Here is a 23,207-nt window from a genome sequence, read left to right as displayed (position 1 = left end):
GATTATGCTTTTTTCGTATCTACTACTTTAATATCTTCAGCATAAATCTTTTCTGCATAGTCTTTAATGTTTTTCCAGCTATCTTTCGCAATGTTTAAATCTTCTTTAATGAAAACAAGATCGTTTGGACTAATTGAATCCACATTTTGAAGTAAAGAATTGTATTTTGATCCCATTGTATACCATTGGTTTGAAATGTTTTGCAACGCTGTAATTGCAGTATCAATCGTATTTGTTAAATACTCAGTTTGTGTTTTAATGTTCGTTAACCCAGCTACTTCTAATTGAGCAGTTGTAATTTGTCCAGTTATTTTTTGAATTTCAGCTTGTGCATTGTCAAGTTCTTTCTTCGCTAATACGATACCAGCTGTACCACCGCCTACAGCTGCTGCACCACCTGCAATTAATGCGACTCCTAGCGGTGTTCCTGCGCCCGTAGCAATAACTACTGCACCACCAATAATTGCAATTGGTCCTAGAGCTGTCGCAACAGATGAACCGATAATAATTGCATTATATTTACTAATTGCTTCATTGTACGTTGTAATTTGATTTTGCAGAAGTGGAATCCCTGCATCTTGACTAGCTAATATAGATGTAATTTGATTTGCATCACCCTTGAAGTTTTGCGTATCCGACGTCATTTTATTTCGGAATTTTTTCAAGTCTTCTACTAACTGATCCACTTGCGCTTTATTTTCATTAATACTACTTGATAATCTAGTTAGGCCTTTCGTAAGAGTCGCTTTATCTTTTGCATCTACCGCAGCAACTAAAGTATCATAATAGTTTTGGAATTTTGTATTGTAGTTAATGATGTTTTGATTCGTTGAAATAAGCTGTGGCTTTAATACATCTAACCATTGCTTCGCATTTCCTCTAGCTGTATCTTGGTGCTGAATCACTTTTCCTTTTAAAGCTGCATCAACAGTCGATACATTTCCAAAGTTAACATTACCTTGTTTAATAATTGTTAAAGCATACAGATCCATTACTAAAGCATTTGAACCTGTTCTTTCCATTGCATCTTTCAAGCCTTCTGGTCCTAATGAATATTCTTCATAGTCATTATAAGCTTTTGCTACCGCATGAACTGGAGCTTGTTTCACTGTACTTTCAGCTGCATACGTATGAGCCGGCATAATATTTCCTGCTGCAAATACTGCCATAAGTGCTGATAGAGCCATTACTTTATATGGTTTTTTTGTCATTTTTCTTCTCTCCCTATATCGCTAATTATTTTTCTATTTAATGTACTTCAACGTTTGTAACGTAATCTTCAAATTGATTTGTTTGCTTATTCATTTCATCACTTACTTTTTTAATTTGATTAAAATGTTTTTGAAGTAAACTACTGTCTGTATACGTGCCTTCTTCAACATTTGTTTGAATTTGAATCATATTATTATTTAAAACTTTCCAATCCGTTAATAACGTTTCTAAAGTTGTAATTTGACGATCAATTAATTCTGTAAAGCTATTTACTTGATCTTCAACGAATGTAATTTGAGTCGCCTCTGCTTCAGTTTGTGATAACTTTTGAATAAGTGGCAATAACTCTTTTTGCTTTTGCTGAATGCGAAAAGCTGCTTCTCTCGTTTGACTATCTGCAGCATTTACAATTTCATTACTTAAAGTACCGATAGAAACAAAATCGATTGTTTTCGTTTGTGCAGTTTGATTTGTGATTGTAAATACTTGTTTACCGATATTAATAGAACCTTTAATGATTTCTTGAGGTCTATTCAAAATAGTAGTTAGTTCAGCTTGAATTTCCCCTTGAATTCTTTTAATATCTTCTCTTAATTTCACAATATCTCCACTTGATCCTTGCAGTGTTTTTATTGCTTCATCGGCTTTAATTGATAAGTTGTTACTATCTTTGTCTAATACTGTTTTAAATCGATTTAACTCTAATAAATCTTGCTCCATACTCTCTTGGATGCTCTGTACTTGCAATTGTAATTTTCCATATGCACTCATAAAATCTGTTTTTGCTTGCTGATCTTCATTTACATTTCCTGCTAGTTCATAGAGCTTACTATAATAACTATTGAATCTAGTGCTGTATCTCATCATCTCTTGATTTAAGTCAATTAGCTTCGGATTATATTCATCAATCCACTCTCGTACATTCGCCTTTGCAAACTTTTGATGATTCGTTAAGCTACTCATCGCATTTACCTTAATGTCTGGCTGTTGCAAAATAATTAATCCGTATGCTTGAATAAGCGGTGATTGTGATCCTAACATTCTAATTGAATTGGATAATGTATTTGGAGCAATTACATTTTGCGCATATACTGTTTTCACTTCCGTTTGCCCCTCCTTAGCGTAAGCGCTTACAGGAATGAAGCAACTCGTAGATACCGCTGTAACCAATAACCCTGTAATTAAAGTCTTTTTCACTTTAACTCCTCCTATGTATTAGCAACTATTACTATCGCATTTTATTATTCTATTTTCTTGCCCATAATTTGAGATGGTTAAAATAGAGAACGTTCTCAACGTGATCTATGTATGAACCACCTCTCTCGTATTGCTACAGTACTTACTTATCGTCACAAAACATTTCATTATTTTTCATATGTGTTTAGTATGAATAATATTGTATAAATTTTCTATTTCATCGAAATTCCCACATTCACACAGTGAATATATTTCATAAAAATATTATTCATTTTAAACTAAACAACATACGTAAATATGAAATTTCATTTTGTTTTCATATAAGTTTTGTACTGTAAGGTCATTTAAACACAGCTGTTTATATATCGTAAAGAAGTATTTTCATTCCCTTTATTTTCAAGCTTTCATGTCCTTATTTCAAAATATAATCCGATTCACTTTATCGATTGAAATATCTACATATCACAACAGAAAACACTACTTTCAAATAACCAATGAAGTTATATTAGTATAATTTTTAACCCCATATGCAATTATGCATAGCATATACACAAAAAGGATAGCTTCATTTTCGCGAAGCTATCCTTAAAAAATTTTCTTATTTTTTCAAATGATATGGAACTGTCGTAATAACAACATTTCTTTTATAAAGTAAATACGCACGTATAAGTAAACTGGATTGATTATGAAGAATGTTATGCCAACCTTTTTTCGGAATGAACTGTGGTATAACGACCGTAACACGGTAATTCGATTCACTTGCCTTATATTGCACTGTATCGATAAACTTCGTTAGCGGCTGAATAATACTTCTATAATGAGAATGTAATGTAACAAGCCTTACTTCAGGTTGCCACTTCTTCCATTTCTCCTCAAATTTCTTTTCCTCTTCTCTGTCAAAAGCAACATATACTGCGATAACTTGATCTGCCGAAAGCGATTTCGCATAGTTCAATGAATTTTCTACTACATGCGTCATACCTGCTACAGGAACGACAATTACATTCCCCTCAATTGGAATAAGAGGCTCGCAAGTTTTTAAACTTAATTGATCACCCACTGCATCATAATGCTTCTTAATTCGATGGAATAAGAAGATAATAACTGGTAAGAAAATAAGAATCGACCAAACTTGTGCAAATTTAGTTAAAAAGAACATGCTCATTACGATAAAACTAATAACTGCACCAATTAAATTAACCGTTAATCTTAAAGCCCATCCTTCAGGCTTTTCGCGAAGCCATTTTAATACCATCCCTGTTTGAGAAAGTGTAAATGGAATAAATACACCTACTGCATATAGTGGAATTAAATGTTCTGTTTGTCCTTGGAAAGCTACAATTAAAATAATCGAAGCAACTCCAAGTATAATAATACCGTTTGAGTAACCTAGGCGGTCTCCTCTAATCGTAAACATTCTCGGTATGAATTTATCTTTTGCAAGGTTAACCGCTAATAAAGGAAATGCAGAATAACCTGTATTAGCAGCAAGAATTAATATTAAAGCTGTTGTACCTTGTATGAAATAGTACATGAAATTACGTCCAAATGTTTGTTCAGCAATTTGAGAAACAACTGTTACTTCTTTACTCGGAGTCACTCCGTAATAATAAGCTAAAAATACAATTCCTGAAAATAACACAGCAAGTAATGCACCCATTGCAAGCAATGTTTTTGCAGCATTGTTTGGCGCAGGATCTTTAAAGTTCGGAATTGCATTTGAAATTGCTTCAACACCTGTTAAAGCAGAACTACCTGATGCAAATGCTCTTAGTAATAAAAATAAACTAATCCCTGCAACTGGTGTACCAATTGGCGCATGTAAAGTGGGTGAAACATGACCAGTTAAAATATTATATATGCCCACACCAATTAATATAAATAGTGCTAAAACGAATAAATAAACAGGATATGCTAAAACGGAAGCTGATTCCGTTACTCCCCTTAAATTTAATATCGTAATTAATATAACAAATATAACCGCAATAATTACGTTGTGTGCATGTAAGCTAGGAAACGCAGACGTAATTGCATCTGTACCAGCGGACACACTTACCGCAACAGTTAAAATATAGTCAACTAATAAAGATCCTCCAGCAATTAAGCCTGGATTCATCCCTAAATTTTCTTTTGATACAACATACGCTCCCCCGCCATGCGGATAAGCAAAAATAATTTGACGATAAGATAAAATAAGGGCTGTCAATAATACTAATACCCCAACAGCGATCGGAATGGAATACCAATAAGCGATCGCTCCAACACCTGCTAAAGCAATTAAAATTTGCTCTGGACCGTAAGCAACTGATGACAATGCGTCAGAAGATAAAATAGCTAAAGCTTTCGTTTTATTAAGCTTTTGTTCTCCAAGCTCCGTTGATTTTAACGGTCTTCCAATTAAAAATCTTTTAATAGATGAAACCAATGCTGTCCACTCTCCAATAATTTTGTACGAACTTTTCTGCTTGTTGCAGCCAGTAAACTATTTACTCAGAAAACAAAAAATGTCTACAAGCCATAGCGAAATAGACTTGTAGACATTATTTTTTTTGTCGCACAAGCTCCACCTTCCTTCTCAATATAACGCTTACGAGGTTAGCTGTCGGATTCGGGCCTATGAGTAGCCCTACCTTTTTTAAGGATTCACCCCATCGGATTATGTACTAATCCGTAAAAACGGGTCCCCCGTACCATGCGGTTTCAGCGATTTAGAAAATTGAAACTGTGGATTATAATACTCCTTTATTTTCAAAAAGTAAACAAAAATTTTTAATAAGAAAAAAATTAAAATGATTGTGCATAATCCACTGAGAAATATACATAATGAATACTAAAAAATCCGCAAAGGAGACCCCTATGTCTAAAGAAAAGAAGCCTATTTTTTCCGATTCATATTTAGATGCAGTAGCAAATGAAATTAATCAGTTATATGGTAAACGTGAACAGGAAATAAATTTGACAGATAGAACGAAAAGAAATAAATAATTTGTCATACAAAAAAATAAAAAAGATAGCAATACACTTATATATTGCTATCTTTTTTATTTTTTCATACATCTAATTCTATTACAGATCTGTTAAAGGTCATCTCTTCATACACCTTTAAATTTTGATATATAGTGCCTAATAATGGTGCCGCTATAGAAAATTGCTCTGCTACATCCAGTAAATATCCTTGCAAGTGCTTCCCTTCAATAAACGAACCCTTTTCCATATCACGTTGCATCGATGACTTCATATCATACGAAATTTTATCAATCGTTTTCATATGTTCCTGGGCAATATTAACCTTTATTGGAGCTCCTAATACTCTCATGATTTGTACAGATTCCTCAAACACATTACGGATAAAATCACGGCCGCCTTCACTTTCACGGATTGGTCCAATTGGTGCACGCATTAACGTTGTCACACCAGACATTACAGTAATAAATAAATATTTATGCCACATATCTTGCGTAATATTTTCACTTAAAACAAAACTAGATTTCGTACCTGCAAATACTTTAGAAATATGCTTTACTCTCTCTGAATTTTGAGACTTAATTTCTCCAAACACAAGTCTGTTGGCATCGCTAGTTTGTACAATTTCTCCTTGATCGTTTAACGTCGTCTCGATAAAGCATAAACCGCCAAGTACTTTTTCTTCGCCGAATTCTTTTTGTAATAGTGATAAATGAGCGATACCATTTAACAATGGAATGATTACAGTACCTTCGCCAACAAACGGCTTCAAATCTTGAATTGCCTCGTTTAAGTGATACGCTTTTGTTGAAAATAAAATGACATCAAATGGAGAAGTTCTCTCTTCCTTCGTTATTAATTTCGGTTGAAAGGAAAAATCCCCGTTAACACTTCGGATTACAAGTCCTCTTTCCTCTAATTGTTTTTTCCGTTTACTACGAACAAGAAATGTAACATCTTCTCCCTTTTCGACTAATCTGCACCAAAAAATCCTCCGACTCCACCAGCGCCTAATACTAAAATCCGCATACAGCATCCCCCTTTTCAAAATACAATTTTATAACTTTTAGTATACATAACATTATACATGTCCTCTGCTAAATAAGCTGAATTTTCACTCTCAATCGAGTATAAAACAGTGGTTATTTTCAAATAAATTTGGGCATGTTGTTTCTATAGCATATATGGAAAGGAAACAATGTAGATGGAGGCAATACAAGCAATTGAGGAAAAAGATGTAGCAACAGCTATATTTCAATTTATATTCCCGTTTTCGTTTAAAGCTGGATATGAACAAAATATGTTCCCTTTCTTACAAAAAAACGATTTCCGTCCTTTTCGGCTCGATCATCTCTATGATGAAAATACATATTATGGGGAGTTTAAAGTTTCACATCAAAATATGGAAGCATACTATCTTTCATTTACAAATAAAATTCTCTTTCCTCACTCAGAGCATCAAAAGGGCTTGCAACGTTATTCAAAGGACCTTAACTTAACTGGACATTTAACAACAAACCTTATTTCAATCCCATTCAAGATACACTCTATTGATGTAACACTTTGTCCTTATGAACTTGGCTTCTTAACAATTCGAACAGAAGTAAACACTGCTCCAAGCATGACTTTATCTGAAGCAATCGAATTCGCTGCTCGCTTCCGTGTACTTGAAACTAAAAATGATACAAATGAGACTATTTGTATTGAATGTAACGGAAAAAAGTATTCCCAAGTTGAAAAATTCATTTTTGGTTATTTATTTCATGGCGTAACTGATTTCTTTGAAAAGAAGAGATTAAGAAGTTCATACTTTCAAACCTTCCCATTCTTCGAAGACCAAAGAATGTACGTCCAAACTTTATTGTCACTAAAAGAAGGTATGGAACTTAATGAAGTGGATGTTTATCGTACTTCTAGTCTTTCCGGATTAACAAGTGATGGTAAGCCATATGTGAGTGCAAATAACCTTCCTTACATTCATGACTATTTAAAAAAACACGCTTACCAGAGATGGGCTCCAAATCGTTATTTCATAATGGAAGAACATATTTTTACATGTGTAACAAATGAAGGAGAACGCGAAATCGCTAAACTTGCTAGTCAAATGTACGGGGAATTTTATTACGCTTTATTATTAAACCTATTCCATAAAATTGTTTTATTAAAAATGGCAAACGCCTATGCTGAGCTAAACATTGAACAAGATACTAATGAAATAGAGAAATTAATTTATTCGATCAATTCGTTCACTGCTAATTATTTTTCTTTAGAATTAGTATCCCAATCACAAAGTGAAGATATTTTCTTTCGTTTAAGAAAACTTTTTAATATTGAGGTTCTATACTCGAACGCGAAACAAAATCTTGATAGTTTGTTTAAATATCAAGAAAATGTCGCCTCTAAAAAAGATAGCCTCTTATTATTAATTTTAACGCTCTACTCTGTAGTGGGCCAAATGTTAGGGTTTACTATGATTGACCTTTTAAGAAACACCGATTCAAACAAAATATCGTCACCTCTTGAATTTTTCGCTCTATTAATTGCGATTAGCGGCATTGTCATTTCACTTATTTTAGGAGCTCAAAGTTTATACCAATGGGGTTTACAGCATAAACGAAGAAAAGCTTGGGTAAAACAAACTGTACTTTCTGCCGTTAAAGAGAAAGAAGATAAAAATTAAAGAAGGTTATTTTTAAATTCTTGGTGCGCTGCAGTAAGTGAAATTTTTATCAGCGATTTTCCGATTATATCGGCGCAACTCGAAATATATCAGCGATTTTTAAGATATATCAGCGCAACTCAAAATATATCAGCGATTTTTTTAATATATCGACTTACCGACAAAAACCGACAAATAAAAGGGCCGGATAATAAAAAAAGGGTGCTCCAAAATTAAACTTGGAGTACCCCTTTTATTATACGAATTCAGTTTACTTCCCTGCTTCGATTTGCTCTAATGCAGCAGCTACTTGCTCTTCCGTTAATTCATGTTGTATTACGTAGCGGTTACGTGGACTTACACGACATTCATGAGAACATGCACGTAAATATTTCGCTTCGTTTTCTTCAGAACATAAAATTTTCTTATTACATTCTGGATTTGAACAGTTTACATAGCGCTCACAAGGTTCACCTGTAAAGTGGTCTTTACCAACGATAACATGTTCTTTTTGGTTTACTGGTACAGCGATACGCTCATCGAACACGTAACATTGTCCATCCCAAAGCTCACCTTGTACTTCTGGGTCTTTTCCGTACGTTACAATTCCGCCGTGAAGCTGACTTACATCTTCATAGCCTTCACGAACTAACCAACCAGAAAACTTCTCACAACGAATTCCGCCTGTACAATAAGTTAAAATCTTTTTACCTTCAAGTACTTCTTTATTTTCACGAATCCAATCTGGTAATTCACGGAATGATTCGATATCAGGTTTAATCGCACCTTTGAAGTGACCTAAATCAAATTCATAATCATTTCGTGCATCAATGATAACTGTATCTTCTTGTTTCATTGCTTCATAAAAATCTTTTGGCTCTAAATACTTCCCAGTTATTTCGTGTGGGTTAATGTCATCTTCTAGACGAAGTGTAACTAACTCTGGACGAGGACGCACGTGCATTTTCTTGAATGCATGACCATCAGCTTCATCTATTTTAAATACGATGCCATCGAAACGTGGATCATTGTTCATTGCTTCCATGTATTTCTCTGTTTGTTCTACAGTTCCAGAACAAGTTCCGTTAATACCTTCTTTTGCTACAAGAATTCTTCCTTTTAATTCAAGTGAATTACAAAATGCTAAATGCTCCGCCGCGAATTCTTCTGGGTTTTCAATTGTTGTGTACATGTAATATAGTAATACTCTGTATGGTTTTGTAGTTGCCAATGTATTTCTACCACCTATCTAATTTTTTAAATCATGTATAAGTTAACGTTCATATCAAAACATATATAATAAGAAAATGAATCCCATTTTCTTTTCTTTATACTATTTTCTATCAGTTAACAAAAATAAAAAACAAGATTACACACCAAAACACTATGGTTATGTTGTAATCCCAATATATTATATATCATACAAATGCAATTCCATCAATTAATATGCTGTATTATCGGCTTTATGTTCACATAAATTTCAAAAACAGCCCTTTAATTCACTATGTTTCCCCATGTCATCACACCATAAACTCCCAATTCATTTTACGTTATCACACCATCCATTGTATAAAGGCATATAATTTGCATTAAGGAAACTTTCGTGTTCAAATGAAATTACCATATAACATATTTAAATGTATTGAAATAATGAGTAAGAATAAATACAATAATTTCATCAAGTTAACATTTTAAAGGGGAAAACTACTATGAATAAAGATATAACAAAAGATGAAAATCTCCCTTCTGAAAGTACAACTGTACAATCAGCTCACTTAGCTTTAAGTGGAGAAACAAAAGGCTGGAAAAGACTGTTACCATTTTTAGGACCCGCTTTTATCGCGTCCGTTGCTTATATTGATCCTGGCAACTTTGCTACAAATATCGCAGCTGGTTCACAATATGGATATTTACTATTATGGGTTATACTCGCTTCTAACTTAATGGCTGTATTAATCCAAACTTTATCAGCTAAATTAGGAATTGCTACAGGAAACAATTTACCCGAAATAGCTCGTGAAAACTTTCCAAAGCCTGTGTCTATCGGCTTATGGATACAAGGTGAACTAGTTATTATGGCTACAGATTTAGCGGAATTTATTGGAGCTGCTTTGGGGCTTTACTTACTATTTGGAATCCCGATGCTACCTGCCGCTTTAATTACTGCAGCCGGATCATTTATTATTCTTGAGTTTCAACGTAGAGGATTTCGTCCACTAGAAGCTATTATTACAGGAATGATTTTCATTGTAGTAATCGCTTTTGGGATTCAAGTTTTTTATGCAAAACCAGAATTAAGTCCCCTTCTTTCAGGACTATTTATTCCAAAATTCCAAGGTGTAGACAGTATATTACTTGCAGCAGGGATTTTAGGTGCAACAGTTATGCCACATGCAATATACTTGCATTCTGCACTAACACAACGCCGCGTGGTCGGAACAACTGACGAACAAAAGAAAAAGATTTTTCGTTTCGAATTTATCGATATTATTATTGCAATGGTTATTGCTGGAGCAATTAATGCAAGTATGTTAATTGTAGCAGCTGCACTATTTTTTAAAAACGGCTTGCACGTTGAAGATTTAGATGTTGCTTACACTCAATTTACCAATTTAGTAGGTCCTGTATCAGCTGCATTATTTGGAATTGGACTTTTATCAGCAGGACTATCTAGCTCTTCTGTCGGTACAATGTCGGGTGATATTATTATGCAAGGTTTCATTCGCATGCATATTCCGTTATACTTACGCCGATTTATTACAATGATTCCACCATTAGTTATTATCGCTTTAGGTGTAAATCCAACTTACGCTCTAGTCATGAGCCAAGTCGTCTTATCATTCGGTATTGCATTTGCGCTAGTACCACTTATTATGTTTACAAGTAACAAAAAGATTATGGGTGCACTCGTTAACCACCGTATAACAACATTTATCGCTTGGATAATTGCAGCACTCGTTATCATTTTAAATATCTTCTTACTGTATCAAACATTTGTAGGATAATGAAAAAGGGTATTCCAATTTTAATTTGGAATACCCTTTTTGGATGAAATGATTTTCTTCTAGTTACCACTTATGTATGTCCCTCTTTCCGGCATCATGACACCATTTTCAGTTCGAAAGTAAAGTGGCAATCCTTCCGCAAAAAACATACTTACCTTGGACGGATTTTGCCTTTGATGATGGATATGTAAATGTGGCTCACTTGAACTTCCTGAGTTACCGACTTGAGCAAGAAATTCTCCTTCATTTACACGTTGTCCTTCTCTAACTTTAATGGACCCTTTCTTTAAGTGGGCAAGAATCAAAAATGTCTCTGTTTCATCTATCCGTAAATATATGTAATTCCCTGCCATTGACTGAAAATCATCCAATCCGGGAATTAAATCTTTTTCATCATTATTGATTGATACAACCGTCCCAGAAGCTGGTGCCATTACTTTCGCTCCATATATTCCGTAATCCTCTAACTTACTACTTTTCACTTCAGCAGGTGGAATGAGGATATCATATGCCCACCTTTCATTTGGCTTTATAACATGATAGTTCGTTTCTAACTGATCACCGCCCCAGCCTATTAATGCTCGTTCATTCAAAGGAACACGAACTACTGCTTTAGGACTCATAGATTGTATATCTGCTGGGTAAGCAATTCTACCTATATTAGCAAACCAACCGACAGGCCAAGCTCCAATGATAGAAAACAGAATGATTAAAAATAGCGTTCTATCTATCCGCTTTCTAAAAATGCCTTTCCAAAAAAATATTATTACTGATCCTACCAAGAGGAAAACTGAAATAAAACTAAAAGCCTGAATACTCCACCAAACAAAAACTGATGTAACACCATTAGCTACATAAACTAAGATCCAACTTATAATTAAAAAAGAAACTATAATCACTAATAAAAATTTCTTCCACATGTCGCATCCCTACTCTCATATCCTTTTTCTCAATGATACAAAGTAAAAATTACGACATATAAAAGAAATACTTACGACTTTCTTACTTTTTTATACTGCGGTAATTTCACAGTGAAAACTGTTTCTTTATCGTTACTACGTACAGTTAGATCCCCTTGATGGAGCTCGGCTATACTTTTTGAAATTGCAAGCCCCATTCCTTTCCCACCAGTATAAGAACTACGTGATTTTTCACTACGATAAAATTTCTCAAAAACGTAAGGAAGGTCCTCTTCCGGAATACATTGTCCAAAATTTTTAATTTCTACTTCAACATTCATTGTTTTATTGGAAATTCCAATTGCAATTTCCTTTCCATCTTTTCCATACATAATACTATTACCTATTATATTTTCAAATAGTCTCACTATAAGTGCCACATCAACTTCTACATACAGCACTTCATCACTTTTAATATAAAAGCTCATATTAGCATCATCTAATTGTGGTACAAAGCCAATCATGATTTGTTCAATTAATGCTTTCATATCTACTTCATCTTTATGTAATTCAATCTCTCTATAATTTATTTGACAGTATTCTAATAAATCATCTACTTGATGTTTTAATTCATAACTTTTTCGCTTTAATATACTTACATACTGTTCACATTCTTCTCCATTCGAATGGAGTTTATTTCCTAACAGGTCCGCATAACCGATTAAAGATGTTACTGGCGTTCGTAAATCATGAGAAATATTACTAATCATTTCATTTTTCATTTCCTGTGATTTTTTTTCATTCTCGATAGACTCTTTTAAACTTTTGGCCATTCTATTTACATTCGTCGCTAATTCACCAATCTCGTCATTTTTTGAAATAGGTATATGTACTTCAAAATTACCATTACTTATTTCCTTCACGTTCTTATTAATTTCAGACAATCTTTTCATCATTGTTTTTGTCATACATGCAAAGTATGTCGTAGTAAAAATCAAAAAAACTATAAAGTATAAAAATGAATATTTTTCCTCTAACGCATTAACATGACTATATATATTTCCAACTAAAATTTGAAGCACTATTATACTTACAGTCGCTAACAAGATGCTACATATGAAAGCTAAAAAAAATTTCGCCCTAATACCCTGTAAAGATCTAATCTTCAATTTTATATCCGACTCCCCAAACATTTTGTATAAACTTCGGTTCTTTTGGATTCTCTTCAATTTTATTTCTCAATCTTGCAATATGAACCATTACTGTATTATTACTTTCATAGGCTCTTTCGTTCCACACGCTCTCATATATTTCTTCAATTGTAAACACACGATTCCTTGCGGCTGCCATTAAGTGTAAAATATCATATTCAGTTTTCGTAAGATTCATTGCTTCTCCATATAACATTACAGTTCTCGACACTTCATCTATTTCTAAACCTCTAATATTTATTTTCTTTTCCATTACTTGGACAGCATTTTGGTTGAAATATGTATACCTTCTTAATTGAGCTTTCACTCTTGCGATAAATTCAATTGTACTGAACGGCTTCACAATATAATCATCTGCCCCAGTACTAAATCCAATTACCTTATCGACATCCGATGATTTCGCGCTTAAAAACATAATTGGTAAACTATGTTTCTCTCTAATCCTTCTACACAATTCTATCCCATCCATTTGTGGCATCATAATATCCAAAATAGCAAGTTGAATACTGTTATTATTTATTATTTCTAAAGCCTCTTCTCCGTTATGAGCACTAAAAACTTTAAAACCTTCTTGCATTAGATTCACTTTTATAAATTGAACAATATCTTGATCATCATCTACAATTAAAATTGAATTTTTCTCCATATACAAACCTCTTTTTGAAATATATTCCACAATCAATTTTATCATAAATTAAAACCATACTCCCCTCTTGAATAATCTTTATTTTCAGACTAGATTATATAATAACAACACATTCTAGTTTCAAAAGAAATGGAGTGAAAGCATGTTTCCTATATTGAAAACAGACCGACTCATTTTAAGAGAACTTACCGAAGAAGATGCACCGCGTATACTACAATGCTTTTCTAATACTAATGTACTGCGCTATTATGGCCAAAAACCGTTACAAGATATTGATCAAGTGAAGCAAATCATTCATAATTTTAAGTTGAGTTACAATGCAAGAAGCGGTATAAAATGGGGAATCGAATTAAAAGACACGAAAGAACTCATTGGTACCATTGGTTTTCACGATTGGTCTTCTGAGCATAAACGAGCCAATATAAGTTATGCCTTTTTGCCTGAACACTGGGGAAAAGGATATGCGACTGAAGCTGTTTCTGAGGTTATATCATACGGTTTCCATACGATTCATTTAAAGCGGATTGGAGCAATTGTATTTCTTGAAAATGAAGCTTCCAATAAAGTACTATTAAAATTAGGCTTTGAAAAAGAAGGCGTTCTAAAAAATTATATGTATCAAGATGATGTCCCATATGATACGAATTTTTACGCTTTATTAAAATCGGTTTAATAGAATTCATGTGTAAAAAACCTTACTTTTAAAAAGTAAGGTTTTTTGTATTTATTCATTAGCAATATAAGCATTCTTATAAGTATAAATACCACCAAATTGATGCTTTTCAATTCCTTTTACATAATCCTTTTGTACATATGCTGAGCCAATATGATAAAGCGGCGCTACCGCAGCATCTTCTAATAATACCTGCTCGGCTTCTCGCAACGCTTCCCATCGGTTTTCCGTATCTAGTACAAAATCCGTTTTCGCTTTCTTTATTAATTCATCGTAATGAACATTAGAATAATTCATTTTATTATTCGGATTCCCTGTCGTAAATAACTCTAAATAACTAATTGGGTCTTTATAGTCAGGTCCCCAATTTGCCATAGTTATATCGTAATCACCTGTTTGTTCTAACTGTAATTTTTGCTTAAATGGCTGTTGTTTAATTTGTATCGCGATTCCTTGCAAATTCTTTTCTAAATCACCTTTTATATATTCTGCCATCCGTTTTGCATTATCTTGTTCAAACGTTAAAAACTCGAGGTTTACTTGCTCTACTTCAAGCTCTTTTTTCGCTTCTTTCCAAATCTTTTGCGCATTTTGCAAATCATATGAAGAAAGATCTCCGTTTTCTTTTCTAAAATCTTTACCGGTCACTTCATTTACATGACCAACTGGTACAAGCCCGCTTGCAGGTTTTGCTCCGTTATTAATAAAGTGAGCAACAAAATCATCTTTATTTAACGCTAATGAAATAGATTGACGCACTTTTTTATTTGCTAACGCGGTATTTTTTTCATTAAAACGAAGCATGGCAATTCCAGGATCACTCGACATATGTAATTCCTTATTCCCTCTATACTTGTCTACAATTTGCGAATTAATAGGTACTCGATCCAAATCTCCGGCTTCATATAAATTTACAGCTGTCATTGTATCCTTTACGATATGAAAGTTTATTTCGTCTAATTTCACTTTCTTTCGATCCCAATATGCAGCATTCTTCTTTAATTGAAACTCTTGTTCATGCTTCCATTTTTCTAATACAAATGGCCCGTTATATATGAGATTACTAGGTTTCAATGCATAATTGTTTCCTTGTTCTTTCAAAAATGATTCATGCTGTGGTAAGTATATAGGTAGTGCTAACAACTGTAAAAAATACGGAACTGGCTGTTCGAGTTCAACTTCTAACGTATAATTATTTATTGCTTTAACCCCAAGTGCATCAAGAGGCATTGTTCCCTTATTAATCTCTTTCGCATTTTTCACATAAAAGAGCATGTATGCATATTGAGATGCCGTTTCAGGGTTAATTGCACGTTTCCACGCAAATATAAAATCATTTGCTGTTACATTATCTCCATTTGACCATTTTGCATCTTTACGCAAGTTAAATGTATATTTCTTACCATCTTCACTTCTTTTAAACGATTTTGCTACTGCTGGAGTAGGCTGATCTTGATCATTTAATACATATAACCCTTCAAATATGTTTTGCATAACGTGTGCTGATGTACCATCCATCGTTTTCGCAGTGTCCAGAGAAGGAATTTCTTCTGATACTGTTACATTTAACACTTGTTTTTTAACCTCTGTATCACTTTTATTCGCTTTATTATTACAAGCTGTTAATAATAAAGATGTAACAAGTGCCATTACCATTAAATGGCTCTTTTTTCGCTTCATGAGTTGTTCTCCTTAAGTATAAAATATTATAAAGCGTTATATATTATAGCAGAAATATGAACAGAAAGATGCGACATTCTTTTGAATATTTATTCGTTCAAGAAAAAAGCTATCCTTTTAAAAGGATAGCTTTTTCAACTGCCACATAATTAGTTATCTTTGCAAACCTCGTTTATAACGACTTGCTTCAAATATAATACGCTCTTCATCTAACGTTTTACATTCGCCATTCCAAACGACACGTTTTCCGTTAATAATTACATCGCTTATATCTTTTCCACTAGCAGCATACACAAGATGTGATAACACTTCATCTGCTGGTTGTAAATGCGGCTTATTAGATGGATCAATCGTAATAAAATCAGCACATTTTCCAACCTCAAGTAATCCTGTTTGTTTCATCCCGATTACTTCAGCAGCCCCTTTAGTCGCAAGTGTAAGAGCTGTTTCAACTGGTAAAGCTGTTGCATCTTGGTGAATACCTTTTTGTAGTAAAGTCGCTATGCGCATTTCTTCAAACATGTCTAAATTATTGTTAGATGCAACACTATCTGTTGCAATTCCTACTTTTATTCCTGCTTCTAGCATCGCTTTTACATTCGCTATACCAGAACCTAGTTTTAAATTACTATTCGGATTATGAGCTACTCGAACGTCATGTTCTGCTAAAAATGCACGCTCATCGTCATTTAATACTACACCGTGTGCAATAACTGTTGGGCGTTTAAACAATCCGCAGCTCGCTGCATATTCTACTGGACGTTTTCCATATTGTGCTTCAATATCACGTACTTCACGCTCTGTTTCAGAAAGGTGGATATGAACCATCGTTTGATTCTCTACTGCAATCCGTGCGCACTCTTCTAACAATTCTGTACTACATGTATATGGACTATGTGGTGCAACCATCGTAGTTAACATGCCACTTTTGTTATAGTAACGCTTCACATATTTCTCAGCTTCTTCAATCGCTTTCTTTTCATCGTCTTTCGTTCCGAAGCTAAATAAAGTCCTTGAAACAGCAGCTCGCATCCCGCTCCTTGATACCGTTTCCATAATTGCGTCTTGATCTACTCCAATTGGATTAAACATGTCAGAGAATGATGTTGTACCACTTTTCACCATCTCAAGTAATCCTAATTCCGTACTAGCGACCGCAATTTGGGGAGTAAATTGACTTTCCAGTGGCCAAATTCTCGTCTCAAGCCACGGCTGTAATAACATATCATCGCCAATACCTCTTAGGAGACTCATTACAACGTGTGTATGTGTATTTACAAGCCCTGGTAAAACCCACTTTCCTTTCATATCAATTACTTCATCTACTTCAAAATCATTAGCGAATTCTCCGCTCTTTACATCTATAATTTGATCATTTTCTACAATGATATATCCATTTTCTATCACTTCGTTTTGTTCATTCATCGTTACAATTGTAGCGTTTACATAAGTTGTTTTCAAAAGTATTTCCCCTTTCAACTCTATGAAGTTCCCTTTAATAAGTTACCACCATTATAGTAACTTATTAAAGATTAAGAGTCAAAAGATAATTTGAATTCTTTCGTTACTTTTTCCTTCAAAATGCTATATTGTTTTTCATTTGTATCTGCAAATGCTTCTTTCCGATTTGATTCCACATCCATATAATTCAATTTCCCATTGAATTGAGTCTCTGTAAAATCAAATCTCTGCCCATCTATAAAGTTATAAAAGTGCCATACCTCTCTTACTTTTGTCTTTTTAATTTCTCCTCCATATATGTCTTGAACGACTAGAGCCGTTACACCACACTGTCCCTTTGCTGGGTTTTCAATTGTCCACTTTGAACTCGTTTCAATCGACCACGATTTTATTAGTGCTTCATATATTCTTTTTTCCTTTACATCATCCATTCTAATCTTCCCCTACTATTAATAGTTTTACACATCATATTTCAAAAGAGGCAGTACACGACCCTTAAAGACAGTTGATGGTGTCTCTCCTATTAACTGTGCCCCCATTTTCAAGTAATATCCTTTTGCATTCGGATCACTATCAATTGTAAAACTTTTTAATCCTAGTTCATTGGCTTTTTCTATTACGTACTCCCAAAGTATTTTCCCGTAACCTTTTCCTTTGTAATCAGGATGAATGTACAAGAAATCGAGAGCTTTATCATTACGTAAAAATGAGAAAAAACCAATCTTCGCATTATCGTTTTCTAAAACATATACAAAATTATTTTTTATGTATTCTTCTGTAATTGTTAAATCTTCCTTACAAGCAAGTATGAATTCTTCACTATAATCCCACGTTGCTTTTGATTGTAGTGCGAATTCACTTAATTCATTTGCTTCACTTAATAACGCTTCTCTTATCTTCATGATTCTTTCTCCTCACCTTCGATATGTAAACTACTAAATTGATTCGGAAAGCACTTCAAAAAACCTTTTTTTCATAAATTAGAGGTTATTTTTATAAATCTTTATTATAACCAATACAATTTTTTTAAAGAAAAAGAACACCATCCCTAAAAGTTGGTGTTCTCTTTTTCTAAAATTTAATCTTCAAACTCACTCATTCGTTTTACTATTTCGTACGATACAAACCTATACAGTTTCTACTACCGCTTCAAGCATTGTTCCATTTTTAGCATAATTCGTATGCCAAGAAAAAGCTTTTTCTAAAATATGAGGAGTTTGTCCACCTCTTGTTTTTGCTTCTTCGTAATAAGCACGTAGTTGATCACGATACATTGGATGTGCGCAATTCTCAATAATAAGTTCCACTCTTTCTCTTGGCGCAAGTCCCCTTAAGTCGGCATACCCCTGTTCAGTAACAATAACATCTACATCATGTTCAGTATGGTCTACATGAGAAACGAAAGGAACAATACTTGAAATGTTACCACCTTTCGCAATCGATTTAGTAACAAAGATAGCTAGGCGTGCATTTCTTGCAAAATCACCAGACCCACCAATTCCATTCATCATTTTTGTACCTAAAACGTGAGTAGAGTTAACATTTCCGTATATATCTAATTCTAATGCAGTATTAATTGAGATTAATCCAAGGCGACGAATGATTTCAGGATGATTGGAAATCTCTTGCGGACGCATCATTAATTTGTCACGATATTTTTCAAAGTTAGAAAATACTTGTTGCATTTTCTCTTCAGAAAGCGTGATAGAACAACAAGAAGCAAAATTGACTTTTCCAGCATCCATCAGATCAAAAACTGCATCTTGTAAAACTTCAGAATACACTTCTAAATCTTCAAATTCTGAATCTAACATTCCATGCAATACTGCGTTAGCAACTGAACCAATTCCTGATTGTAACGGCGCTAAACGATTTGTTAATCGCCCTATTTTAACTTCTTCTCGAAGGAATTCTATTAAATGCTGTGCCATAATGACCGTTTCTTCATCCGGAGGAACAATTGTCGATGGCGAATCCAATTGATTCGTAAACACAATTCCCTTTACTTTTTCAGGATCAATTGGAATACCGATTGTTCCAATTCGGTCATCTGTTTTCACAAGCGGAATTGGAAGCCTCTCCCCTTGTTTACCTGGTTCATATAGATCATGTAGTCCCTCTAATTGCGTGGATTGAGCCATATTCATTTCAATAATAATAGACTTAGCATTTAAGGAAAACGCTAAGGAATTTCCAATTGAAGTGGTTGGAATAATCATTCCGTCCTCTGTAATCGCAACCGCTTCCAAAATAGCGAAATCTATATCCAGAACGTCAGCGCGGAGTAACTCTGCTGTATGAGACAAGTGTTGATCCACAAATAAAAAGTCTCCGTTATTAATTCCTTTTCGCATCGTCGCGTCAGCTTGGAAAGGTAATCTTTTCCCTAAAATTCCTGCCTCAGCAAATAATTTGTCTACATCCGAGCCTAAAGAAGCCCCAGTATAAACATTTACTTTAAAAGATTCATCATTCTTAACTCGGTTTACAAGCGCAAATGGGACTGCTTTTACATCACCTGCACGTGTAAACCCACTTAAGCCTAAAGTCATTCCACTTTGAATCCAGGAAGCTGCTTCTTCAGGTGTAACTACCCGATCTTTTAGACGTTGATCTCTGATTCTATCTAAATTATTCTCCATATGTAATCCCTCTCTCATTGAATATTCATAATTATTTTACACATTTACACTATCAAAATAGGGATTTTAGTATACAATGCCGAAAATTCAGACAGAACAGCAAATCTAGGTTCTAAAGCAGAAAAATTTAGAATCCTAGAAGCTTACGGAAATAACTAGCGTATGATTGACTAACTGGTACTCTCTCACCATTATCCATCGAAAGTACAAAAGTAGAATGGGTATCAGGATAAATCGCTTTAATATGATTAACATTTACAATAAATGAACGGTGACATCTAATAAATGAATCTTTAGGAAGCAAGTATTCGAATTCTTGCAGAGAGTATTTATGTGTTCCTGATAACTCTTCTGAATTCACGTACGTCTTTTTATCTTTAGCCTCTAAATACATAACCTTTGAAAAAGGAACCGGAATCCAGCCATCTGTTGTTTTTAAAGTAACGACTGACTTTCCATCCGTTAAAGCTGGATAAATTGCCGTTACGCACCCTTCAAGCTTTCCATTGTTTGAAAATGGTACAGCCATTCCATGATAAGGAATACCAAAAACATCCCGATTCATAAACTCAGATGTTTTTTGATTCATCACCATCGCTTTATGAGCAATCGTTCCTTCCTTTATAGGATCCCCAGCGCTAATCTTTAAATCAATTCGTTTACTTGGCCGATAGTAAATATATTCTTTCGTATTCGAAACAGCAATTGAAATTTCATCTGAAAATAATTCACCAACAACATCTAGTAATAAACCTAATGTTCTATCTTCCATTCTATTAACACCTCATTCACTATTATACTACTATTATGAACGAGCATCTGTTGCTTTATAAAAAGTTTGATTTTAAGTTACTTTTAAAATTAGTTTTATTCACTATTACTTCGTTACTACAAAAAGCCTCACTTCAGAAAAGTGAGGTTTCCTCTCATACAATATTTCTTTATTTTTTAACGACTATAGAATAAGATTTATTTTTTATTAAGTAAAGTGAATTTAAGAATTTATTGCCCGTATTTCTGTAAAATAAATAATCCCAAACTACAAACAGTTTGGGATTATCTTTCTCATTTATTATGCGCATCTAACCAAGAAATTAAATCTTTAAATACTTCATCCTTATTTACTTCATGAAACATTTCATGTCTACCATTTTCATATAAACGTAGTGTCACGTCTTTCACACCACATTTTTTATAGTTTTCATATACTTCTTTTACACCTTTCCCCATATCGCCAACAGGATCACGATCACCAGAAAATATATGTATTGGAAGATTCTTTGGCGTCTTCTTGTATTCTTCTAGTTTATTTACTTCTAATACACCAGAAAATAATTCTCGGTAAAAACTCGTCGTACAAATGAAACCACATAACGGATCCGCAATATATTTATCAACTTGATTATTATCTGAAGATAACCAATCAAATTTTGTACGATTTGGCTTAAAGTTCGAATTGAAGTTTCCGAAAGATAAAAAGTTTAGCATTGGACTTTTCGTTTTTGCCCCGCGCAATTTCATTTCGATTGTTGCTACTTTATGACCAATAGCTCCTAAAAGCCCTGGATTTCCACCTGTTCCTGAAATCAGAAATCCATCATATAATTCGCCTCTAAGTTGCACAGCACGTCTTGATAAAAAAGAACCCATACTATGGCCAAGTAAAAATAACGGGCATGTCTGCTCTTTTCTTACCGTTTCTGATACAAAAATAACATCAGACACAGCCTCATTCCAACCTACATTTGGTTTAAAATGACCATAATCTTCTTCTCTTTTCACTGTTTTCCCATGACCTTTATGATCATGTGCATAAACACCATACCCTGCTTCTAATAACGCAGCAATAAAGTCTGTATAAACACCTGCATGTTCTGTCATACCATGTGCAATTTGAATAATCCCTTTCGGTTTACCTTCTGGCAACCACTTGCGTAAATAAATTTCTGATCCATCCAATGCCGTAACGAAACTTTCCTGTACGTTCATTTCGTCAGCTCCCAACTCTATTATGTATCTTTAAAAATGAATATCGATTCATTTTTCTTACTATGTATTATATGCAATTGCCTTCATTATGACAAATGACTCACTTTTCCAATTAGCTCAATAACTATTATGTTGACGAACCGAAAATAAAATTATATAGTTACTTACATAAAGTAACTATATAATTTTTAGGAGGTTTCTACTATTATGATGCCATCATTATTTTTAGCACATGGTTCGCCTATGCTCGCTATTCAAGATACAGACTATACACGATTTTTAAAAACACTTGGAGAAACATATAAACCGAAAGCAATTGTTATTTTCACTGCTCACTGGGAAAGTGAAGTATTAACGATTTCCTCATCAGATAACGAGTATGAAACAATTTATGATTTTGGAGGTTTTCCCCCTGAGTTATACGAAATCAAATATCGTGCGAAAGGCTCTTCTAGCATTGCATCTATGTTAGAAATAAAATTTAAGAACAAAGGTATTTCAGTCCATCATAATATGACGAGAGGTTTAGATCATGGTTCATGGACACTCCTGCACCGCATGTATCCAGAAGCAAATATTCCTGTCGTGCAAATATCAGTCAATCCATTCCTTTCTGCAAAAGAACAATTTGAAATTGGAGAAGCACTTAAAGGACTCGGACAAGAAGATATTTTAGTAATCGGGAGTGGTGTTACCGTCCATAACTTACGAGCTTTGAAATGGAATCAAACTACACCTGAAAAATGGGCAATTGAATTTGATGATTGGATTATTAAACATATGCAGCATAACGATAAAGATGCATTGTTTAATTGGGAGAAAAATGCTCCTCATGCACAATTAGCAGTACCAAGAGCAGAACATTTTGTTCCTTTATTTATCGCTATGGGAAGTGGTGAAAATAGCGGTGAAGTCATTCACCGTAGTTATGAGCTTGGTACATTAAGCTATCTATGTCTTAAATTTTAA

General features: G+C 33.9%; 19 protein-coding genes, 1 pseudogene and 1 riboswitch. Of the genes and pseudogenes, 5 read left to right on the top strand and 15 right to left on the bottom strand.

Translation table 11 applies throughout. The annotated features are described in order from the left end of the window. Positions 1 to 2: 2 nt before the first annotated feature. The 3 genes from nheB to ES895_RS06865 all read right to left on the bottom strand — a co-directional run bounded on the left by nheB (position 3) and on the right by ES895_RS06865 (position 4,834). Positions 3 to 1,211, bottom strand: coding sequence for a non-hemolytic enterotoxin NHE subunit B (nheB, locus tag ES895_RS06875; RefSeq protein WP_000162975.1), 1,209 nt, complete (start codon positions 1,209 to 1,211; stop codon positions 3 to 5). Positions 1,212 to 1,248: 37 nt separating this feature from the next. Next, positions 1,249 to 2,409, bottom strand: coding sequence for a non-hemolytic enterotoxin NHE subunit A (nheA, locus tag ES895_RS06870; protein ID WP_000751832.1), 1,161 nt, complete (start codon positions 2,407 to 2,409; stop codon positions 1,249 to 1,251). 598 nt (positions 2,410 to 3,007) lie between these two features. Beyond that, complete coding sequence (locus ES895_RS06865; protein WP_000254887.1) at positions 3,008 to 4,834, bottom strand: APC family permease; 1,827 nt, start codon at positions 4,832 to 4,834, stop codon at positions 3,008 to 3,010. 144 nt (positions 4,835 to 4,978) lie between these two features. Then, a riboswitch (cyclic di-AMP (ydaO/yuaA leader) is annotated at positions 4,979 to 5,125 on the bottom strand. Between the two features lie 140 nt (positions 5,126 to 5,265). On the opposite strand from ES895_RS06865, the gene ES895_RS29960 reads away from it, so the two are divergent. Then, positions 5,266 to 5,394, top strand: coding sequence for a hypothetical protein (locus ES895_RS29960; RefSeq protein ID WP_000031873.1), 129 nt, complete (start codon positions 5,266 to 5,268; stop codon positions 5,392 to 5,394). A gap of 64 nt (positions 5,395 to 5,458) precedes the next feature. On the opposite strand, the pseudogene panE reads toward ES895_RS29960, so the two are convergent. Beyond that, positions 5,459 to 6,402 (bottom strand): annotated as a pseudogene (gene panE, locus ES895_RS06860) (2-dehydropantoate 2-reductase). A gap of 175 nt (positions 6,403 to 6,577) precedes the next feature. On the opposite strand from panE, the gene ES895_RS06855 reads away from it, so the two are divergent. Continuing rightward, complete coding sequence (locus ES895_RS06855) at positions 6,578 to 8,053, top strand: hypothetical protein (protein WP_000387423.1); 1,476 nt, start codon at positions 6,578 to 6,580, stop codon at positions 8,051 to 8,053. A gap of 250 nt (positions 8,054 to 8,303) precedes the next feature. Here the strand turns inward: ES895_RS06855 and trhO are convergent, their stop codons facing one another. Next, positions 8,304 to 9,263, bottom strand: a complete 960-nt coding sequence (gene trhO, locus ES895_RS06850; protein ID WP_000246214.1) for an oxygen-dependent tRNA uridine(34) hydroxylase TrhO — start codon at positions 9,261 to 9,263, stop codon at positions 8,304 to 8,306. A gap of 478 nt (positions 9,264 to 9,741) precedes the next feature. Between trhO and ES895_RS06845 the strand changes: the two genes are divergently transcribed. Then, positions 9,742 to 11,037 carry an Nramp family divalent metal transporter gene (locus ES895_RS06845; protein ID WP_086410894.1) on the top strand — a complete coding sequence of 432 codons (1,296 nt, stop codon included), beginning with the start codon at positions 9,742 to 9,744 and terminating at the stop codon, positions 11,035 to 11,037. Between the two features lie 59 nt (positions 11,038 to 11,096). On the opposite strand, the gene ES895_RS06840 is transcribed toward ES895_RS06845, so the two are convergent. From ES895_RS06840 to ES895_RS06830, 3 genes are all read right to left on the bottom strand, one after another. Beyond that, positions 11,097 to 11,957 carry a M23 family metallopeptidase gene (locus ES895_RS06840; RefSeq protein WP_000265535.1) on the bottom strand — a complete coding sequence of 287 codons (861 nt, stop codon included), beginning with the start codon at positions 11,955 to 11,957 and terminating at the stop codon, positions 11,097 to 11,099. Positions 11,958 to 12,028: 71 nt separating this feature from the next. After that, complete coding sequence (locus ES895_RS06835) at positions 12,029 to 13,129, bottom strand: HAMP domain-containing sensor histidine kinase (protein ID WP_114160070.1); 1,101 nt, start codon at positions 13,127 to 13,129, stop codon at positions 12,029 to 12,031. After that, positions 13,095 to 13,793: a response regulator transcription factor gene (locus ES895_RS06830; RefSeq protein ID WP_135238222.1), complete on the bottom strand. Its 699-nt coding sequence runs from the start codon at positions 13,791 to 13,793 to the stop codon at positions 13,095 to 13,097. The genes ES895_RS06835 and ES895_RS06830 overlap by 35 nt, the downstream gene beginning before the upstream one ends. Before the next feature lie 142 nt (positions 13,794 to 13,935). Between ES895_RS06830 and ES895_RS06825 the strand changes: the two genes are divergently transcribed. Then, a complete protein-coding gene (locus tag ES895_RS06825) occupies positions 13,936 to 14,466 on the top strand; it encodes a GNAT family N-acetyltransferase (protein ID WP_000483972.1) in 531 nt (176 codons plus the stop codon). Between the two features lie 51 nt (positions 14,467 to 14,517). On the opposite strand, the gene ES895_RS06820 is transcribed toward ES895_RS06825, so the two are convergent. The 7 genes from ES895_RS06820 to ES895_RS06790 form a co-directional block, all read right to left on the bottom strand. Continuing rightward, the gene (locus ES895_RS06820) at positions 14,518 to 16,146 is read right to left on the bottom strand and encodes a peptide ABC transporter substrate-binding protein (RefSeq protein WP_135238221.1); all 1,629 of its coding nucleotides are present in this window, start codon (positions 16,144 to 16,146) and stop codon (positions 14,518 to 14,520) included. 153 nt (positions 16,147 to 16,299) lie between these two features. Further along, positions 16,300 to 17,625 (bottom strand): bifunctional S-methyl-5'-thioadenosine deaminase/S-adenosylhomocysteine deaminase, encoded by a 1,326-nt coding sequence (locus ES895_RS06815; RefSeq protein WP_135238220.1) that lies wholly within the window; start codon positions 17,623 to 17,625, stop codon positions 16,300 to 16,302. A 53-nt stretch (positions 17,626 to 17,678) separates the two neighbouring features. Further along, positions 17,679 to 18,038 carry a YunG family protein gene (locus ES895_RS06810; protein WP_000342912.1) on the bottom strand — a complete coding sequence of 120 codons (360 nt, stop codon included), beginning with the start codon at positions 18,036 to 18,038 and terminating at the stop codon, positions 17,679 to 17,681. Between the two features lie 27 nt (positions 18,039 to 18,065). Next, positions 18,066 to 18,509: a GNAT family N-acetyltransferase gene (locus ES895_RS06805; RefSeq protein ID WP_000701894.1), complete on the bottom strand. Its 444-nt coding sequence runs from the start codon at positions 18,507 to 18,509 to the stop codon at positions 18,066 to 18,068. Between the two features lie 225 nt (positions 18,510 to 18,734). Continuing rightward, positions 18,735 to 20,249 carry an acetyl-CoA hydrolase/transferase family protein gene (locus tag ES895_RS06800; RefSeq protein ID WP_000429821.1) on the bottom strand — a complete coding sequence of 505 codons (1,515 nt, stop codon included), beginning with the start codon at positions 20,247 to 20,249 and terminating at the stop codon, positions 18,735 to 18,737. A gap of 127 nt (positions 20,250 to 20,376) precedes the next feature. Continuing rightward, positions 20,377 to 21,021 (bottom strand): LytTR family DNA-binding domain-containing protein, encoded by a 645-nt coding sequence (locus tag ES895_RS06795; RefSeq protein WP_000390207.1) that lies wholly within the window; start codon positions 21,019 to 21,021, stop codon positions 20,377 to 20,379. Positions 21,022 to 21,314: 293 nt separating this feature from the next. Further along, positions 21,315 to 22,238 (bottom strand): alpha/beta hydrolase, encoded by a 924-nt coding sequence (locus ES895_RS06790; protein ID WP_001102598.1) that lies wholly within the window; start codon positions 22,236 to 22,238, stop codon positions 21,315 to 21,317. A gap of 207 nt (positions 22,239 to 22,445) precedes the next feature. On the opposite strand from ES895_RS06790, the gene ES895_RS06785 reads away from it, so the two are divergent. Next, positions 22,446 to 23,207, top strand: a complete 762-nt coding sequence (locus tag ES895_RS06785; protein WP_098365184.1) for a DODA-type extradiol aromatic ring-opening family dioxygenase — start codon at positions 22,446 to 22,448, stop codon at positions 23,205 to 23,207.

Origin of the sequence: Bacillus sp. 007/AIA-02/001 (genome assembly GCF_004634455.1) — a bacterium.
GTDB classification, from domain to species: Bacteria; Bacillota; Bacilli; order Bacillales; family Bacillaceae_G; genus Bacillus_A; species Bacillus_A cereus.
This window is presented reverse-complemented; position numbering and strand designations above follow the sequence as displayed.

Coding starts and splice junctions, on each gene's coding strand:
- ES895_RS06800 (WP_000429821.1), bottom strand. CDS start 20,249: ATGGAGAATAATTTAGATAGAATCAGAGATCAACGTCTAAAAGATCGG.
- ES895_RS06845 (WP_086410894.1), top strand. CDS start 9,742: ATGAATAAAGATATAACAAAAGATGAAAATCTCCCTTCTGAAAGTACA.
- ES895_RS06785 (WP_098365184.1), top strand. CDS start 22,446: ATGATGCCATCATTATTTTTAGCACATGGTTCGCCTATGCTCGCTATT.
- ES895_RS06835 (WP_114160070.1), bottom strand. CDS start 13,129: ATGTTTGGGGAGTCGGATATAAAATTGAAGATTAGATCTTTACAGGGT.
- ES895_RS06820 (WP_135238221.1), bottom strand. CDS start 16,146: ATGAAGCGAAAAAAGAGCCATTTAATGGTAATGGCACTTGTTACATCT.
- nheB (WP_000162975.1), bottom strand. CDS start 1,211: ATGACAAAAAAACCATATAAAGTAATGGCTCTATCAGCACTTATGGCA.
- ES895_RS06855 (WP_000387423.1), top strand. CDS start 6,578: ATGGAGGCAATACAAGCAATTGAGGAAAAAGATGTAGCAACAGCTATA.
- ES895_RS06840 (WP_000265535.1), bottom strand. CDS start 11,957: ATGTGGAAGAAATTTTTATTAGTGATTATAGTTTCTTTTTTAATTATA.
- ES895_RS06805 (WP_000701894.1), bottom strand. CDS start 18,509: ATGAAGATAAGAGAAGCGTTATTAAGTGAAGCAAATGAATTAAGTGAA.
- ES895_RS06810 (WP_000342912.1), bottom strand. CDS start 18,038: ATGGATGATGTAAAGGAAAAAAGAATATATGAAGCACTAATAAAATCG.
- ES895_RS06830 (WP_135238222.1), bottom strand. CDS start 13,793: ATGGAGAAAAATTCAATTTTAATTGTAGATGATGATCAAGATATTGTT.
- ES895_RS06790 (WP_001102598.1), bottom strand. CDS start 22,238: ATGAACGTACAGGAAAGTTTCGTTACGGCATTGGATGGATCAGAAATT.
- ES895_RS29960 (WP_000031873.1), top strand. CDS start 5,266: ATGTCTAAAGAAAAGAAGCCTATTTTTTCCGATTCATATTTAGATGCA.
- ES895_RS06795 (WP_000390207.1), bottom strand. CDS start 21,021: ATGGAAGATAGAACATTAGGTTTATTACTAGATGTTGTTGGTGAATTA.
- ES895_RS06825 (WP_000483972.1), top strand. CDS start 13,936: ATGTTTCCTATATTGAAAACAGACCGACTCATTTTAAGAGAACTTACC.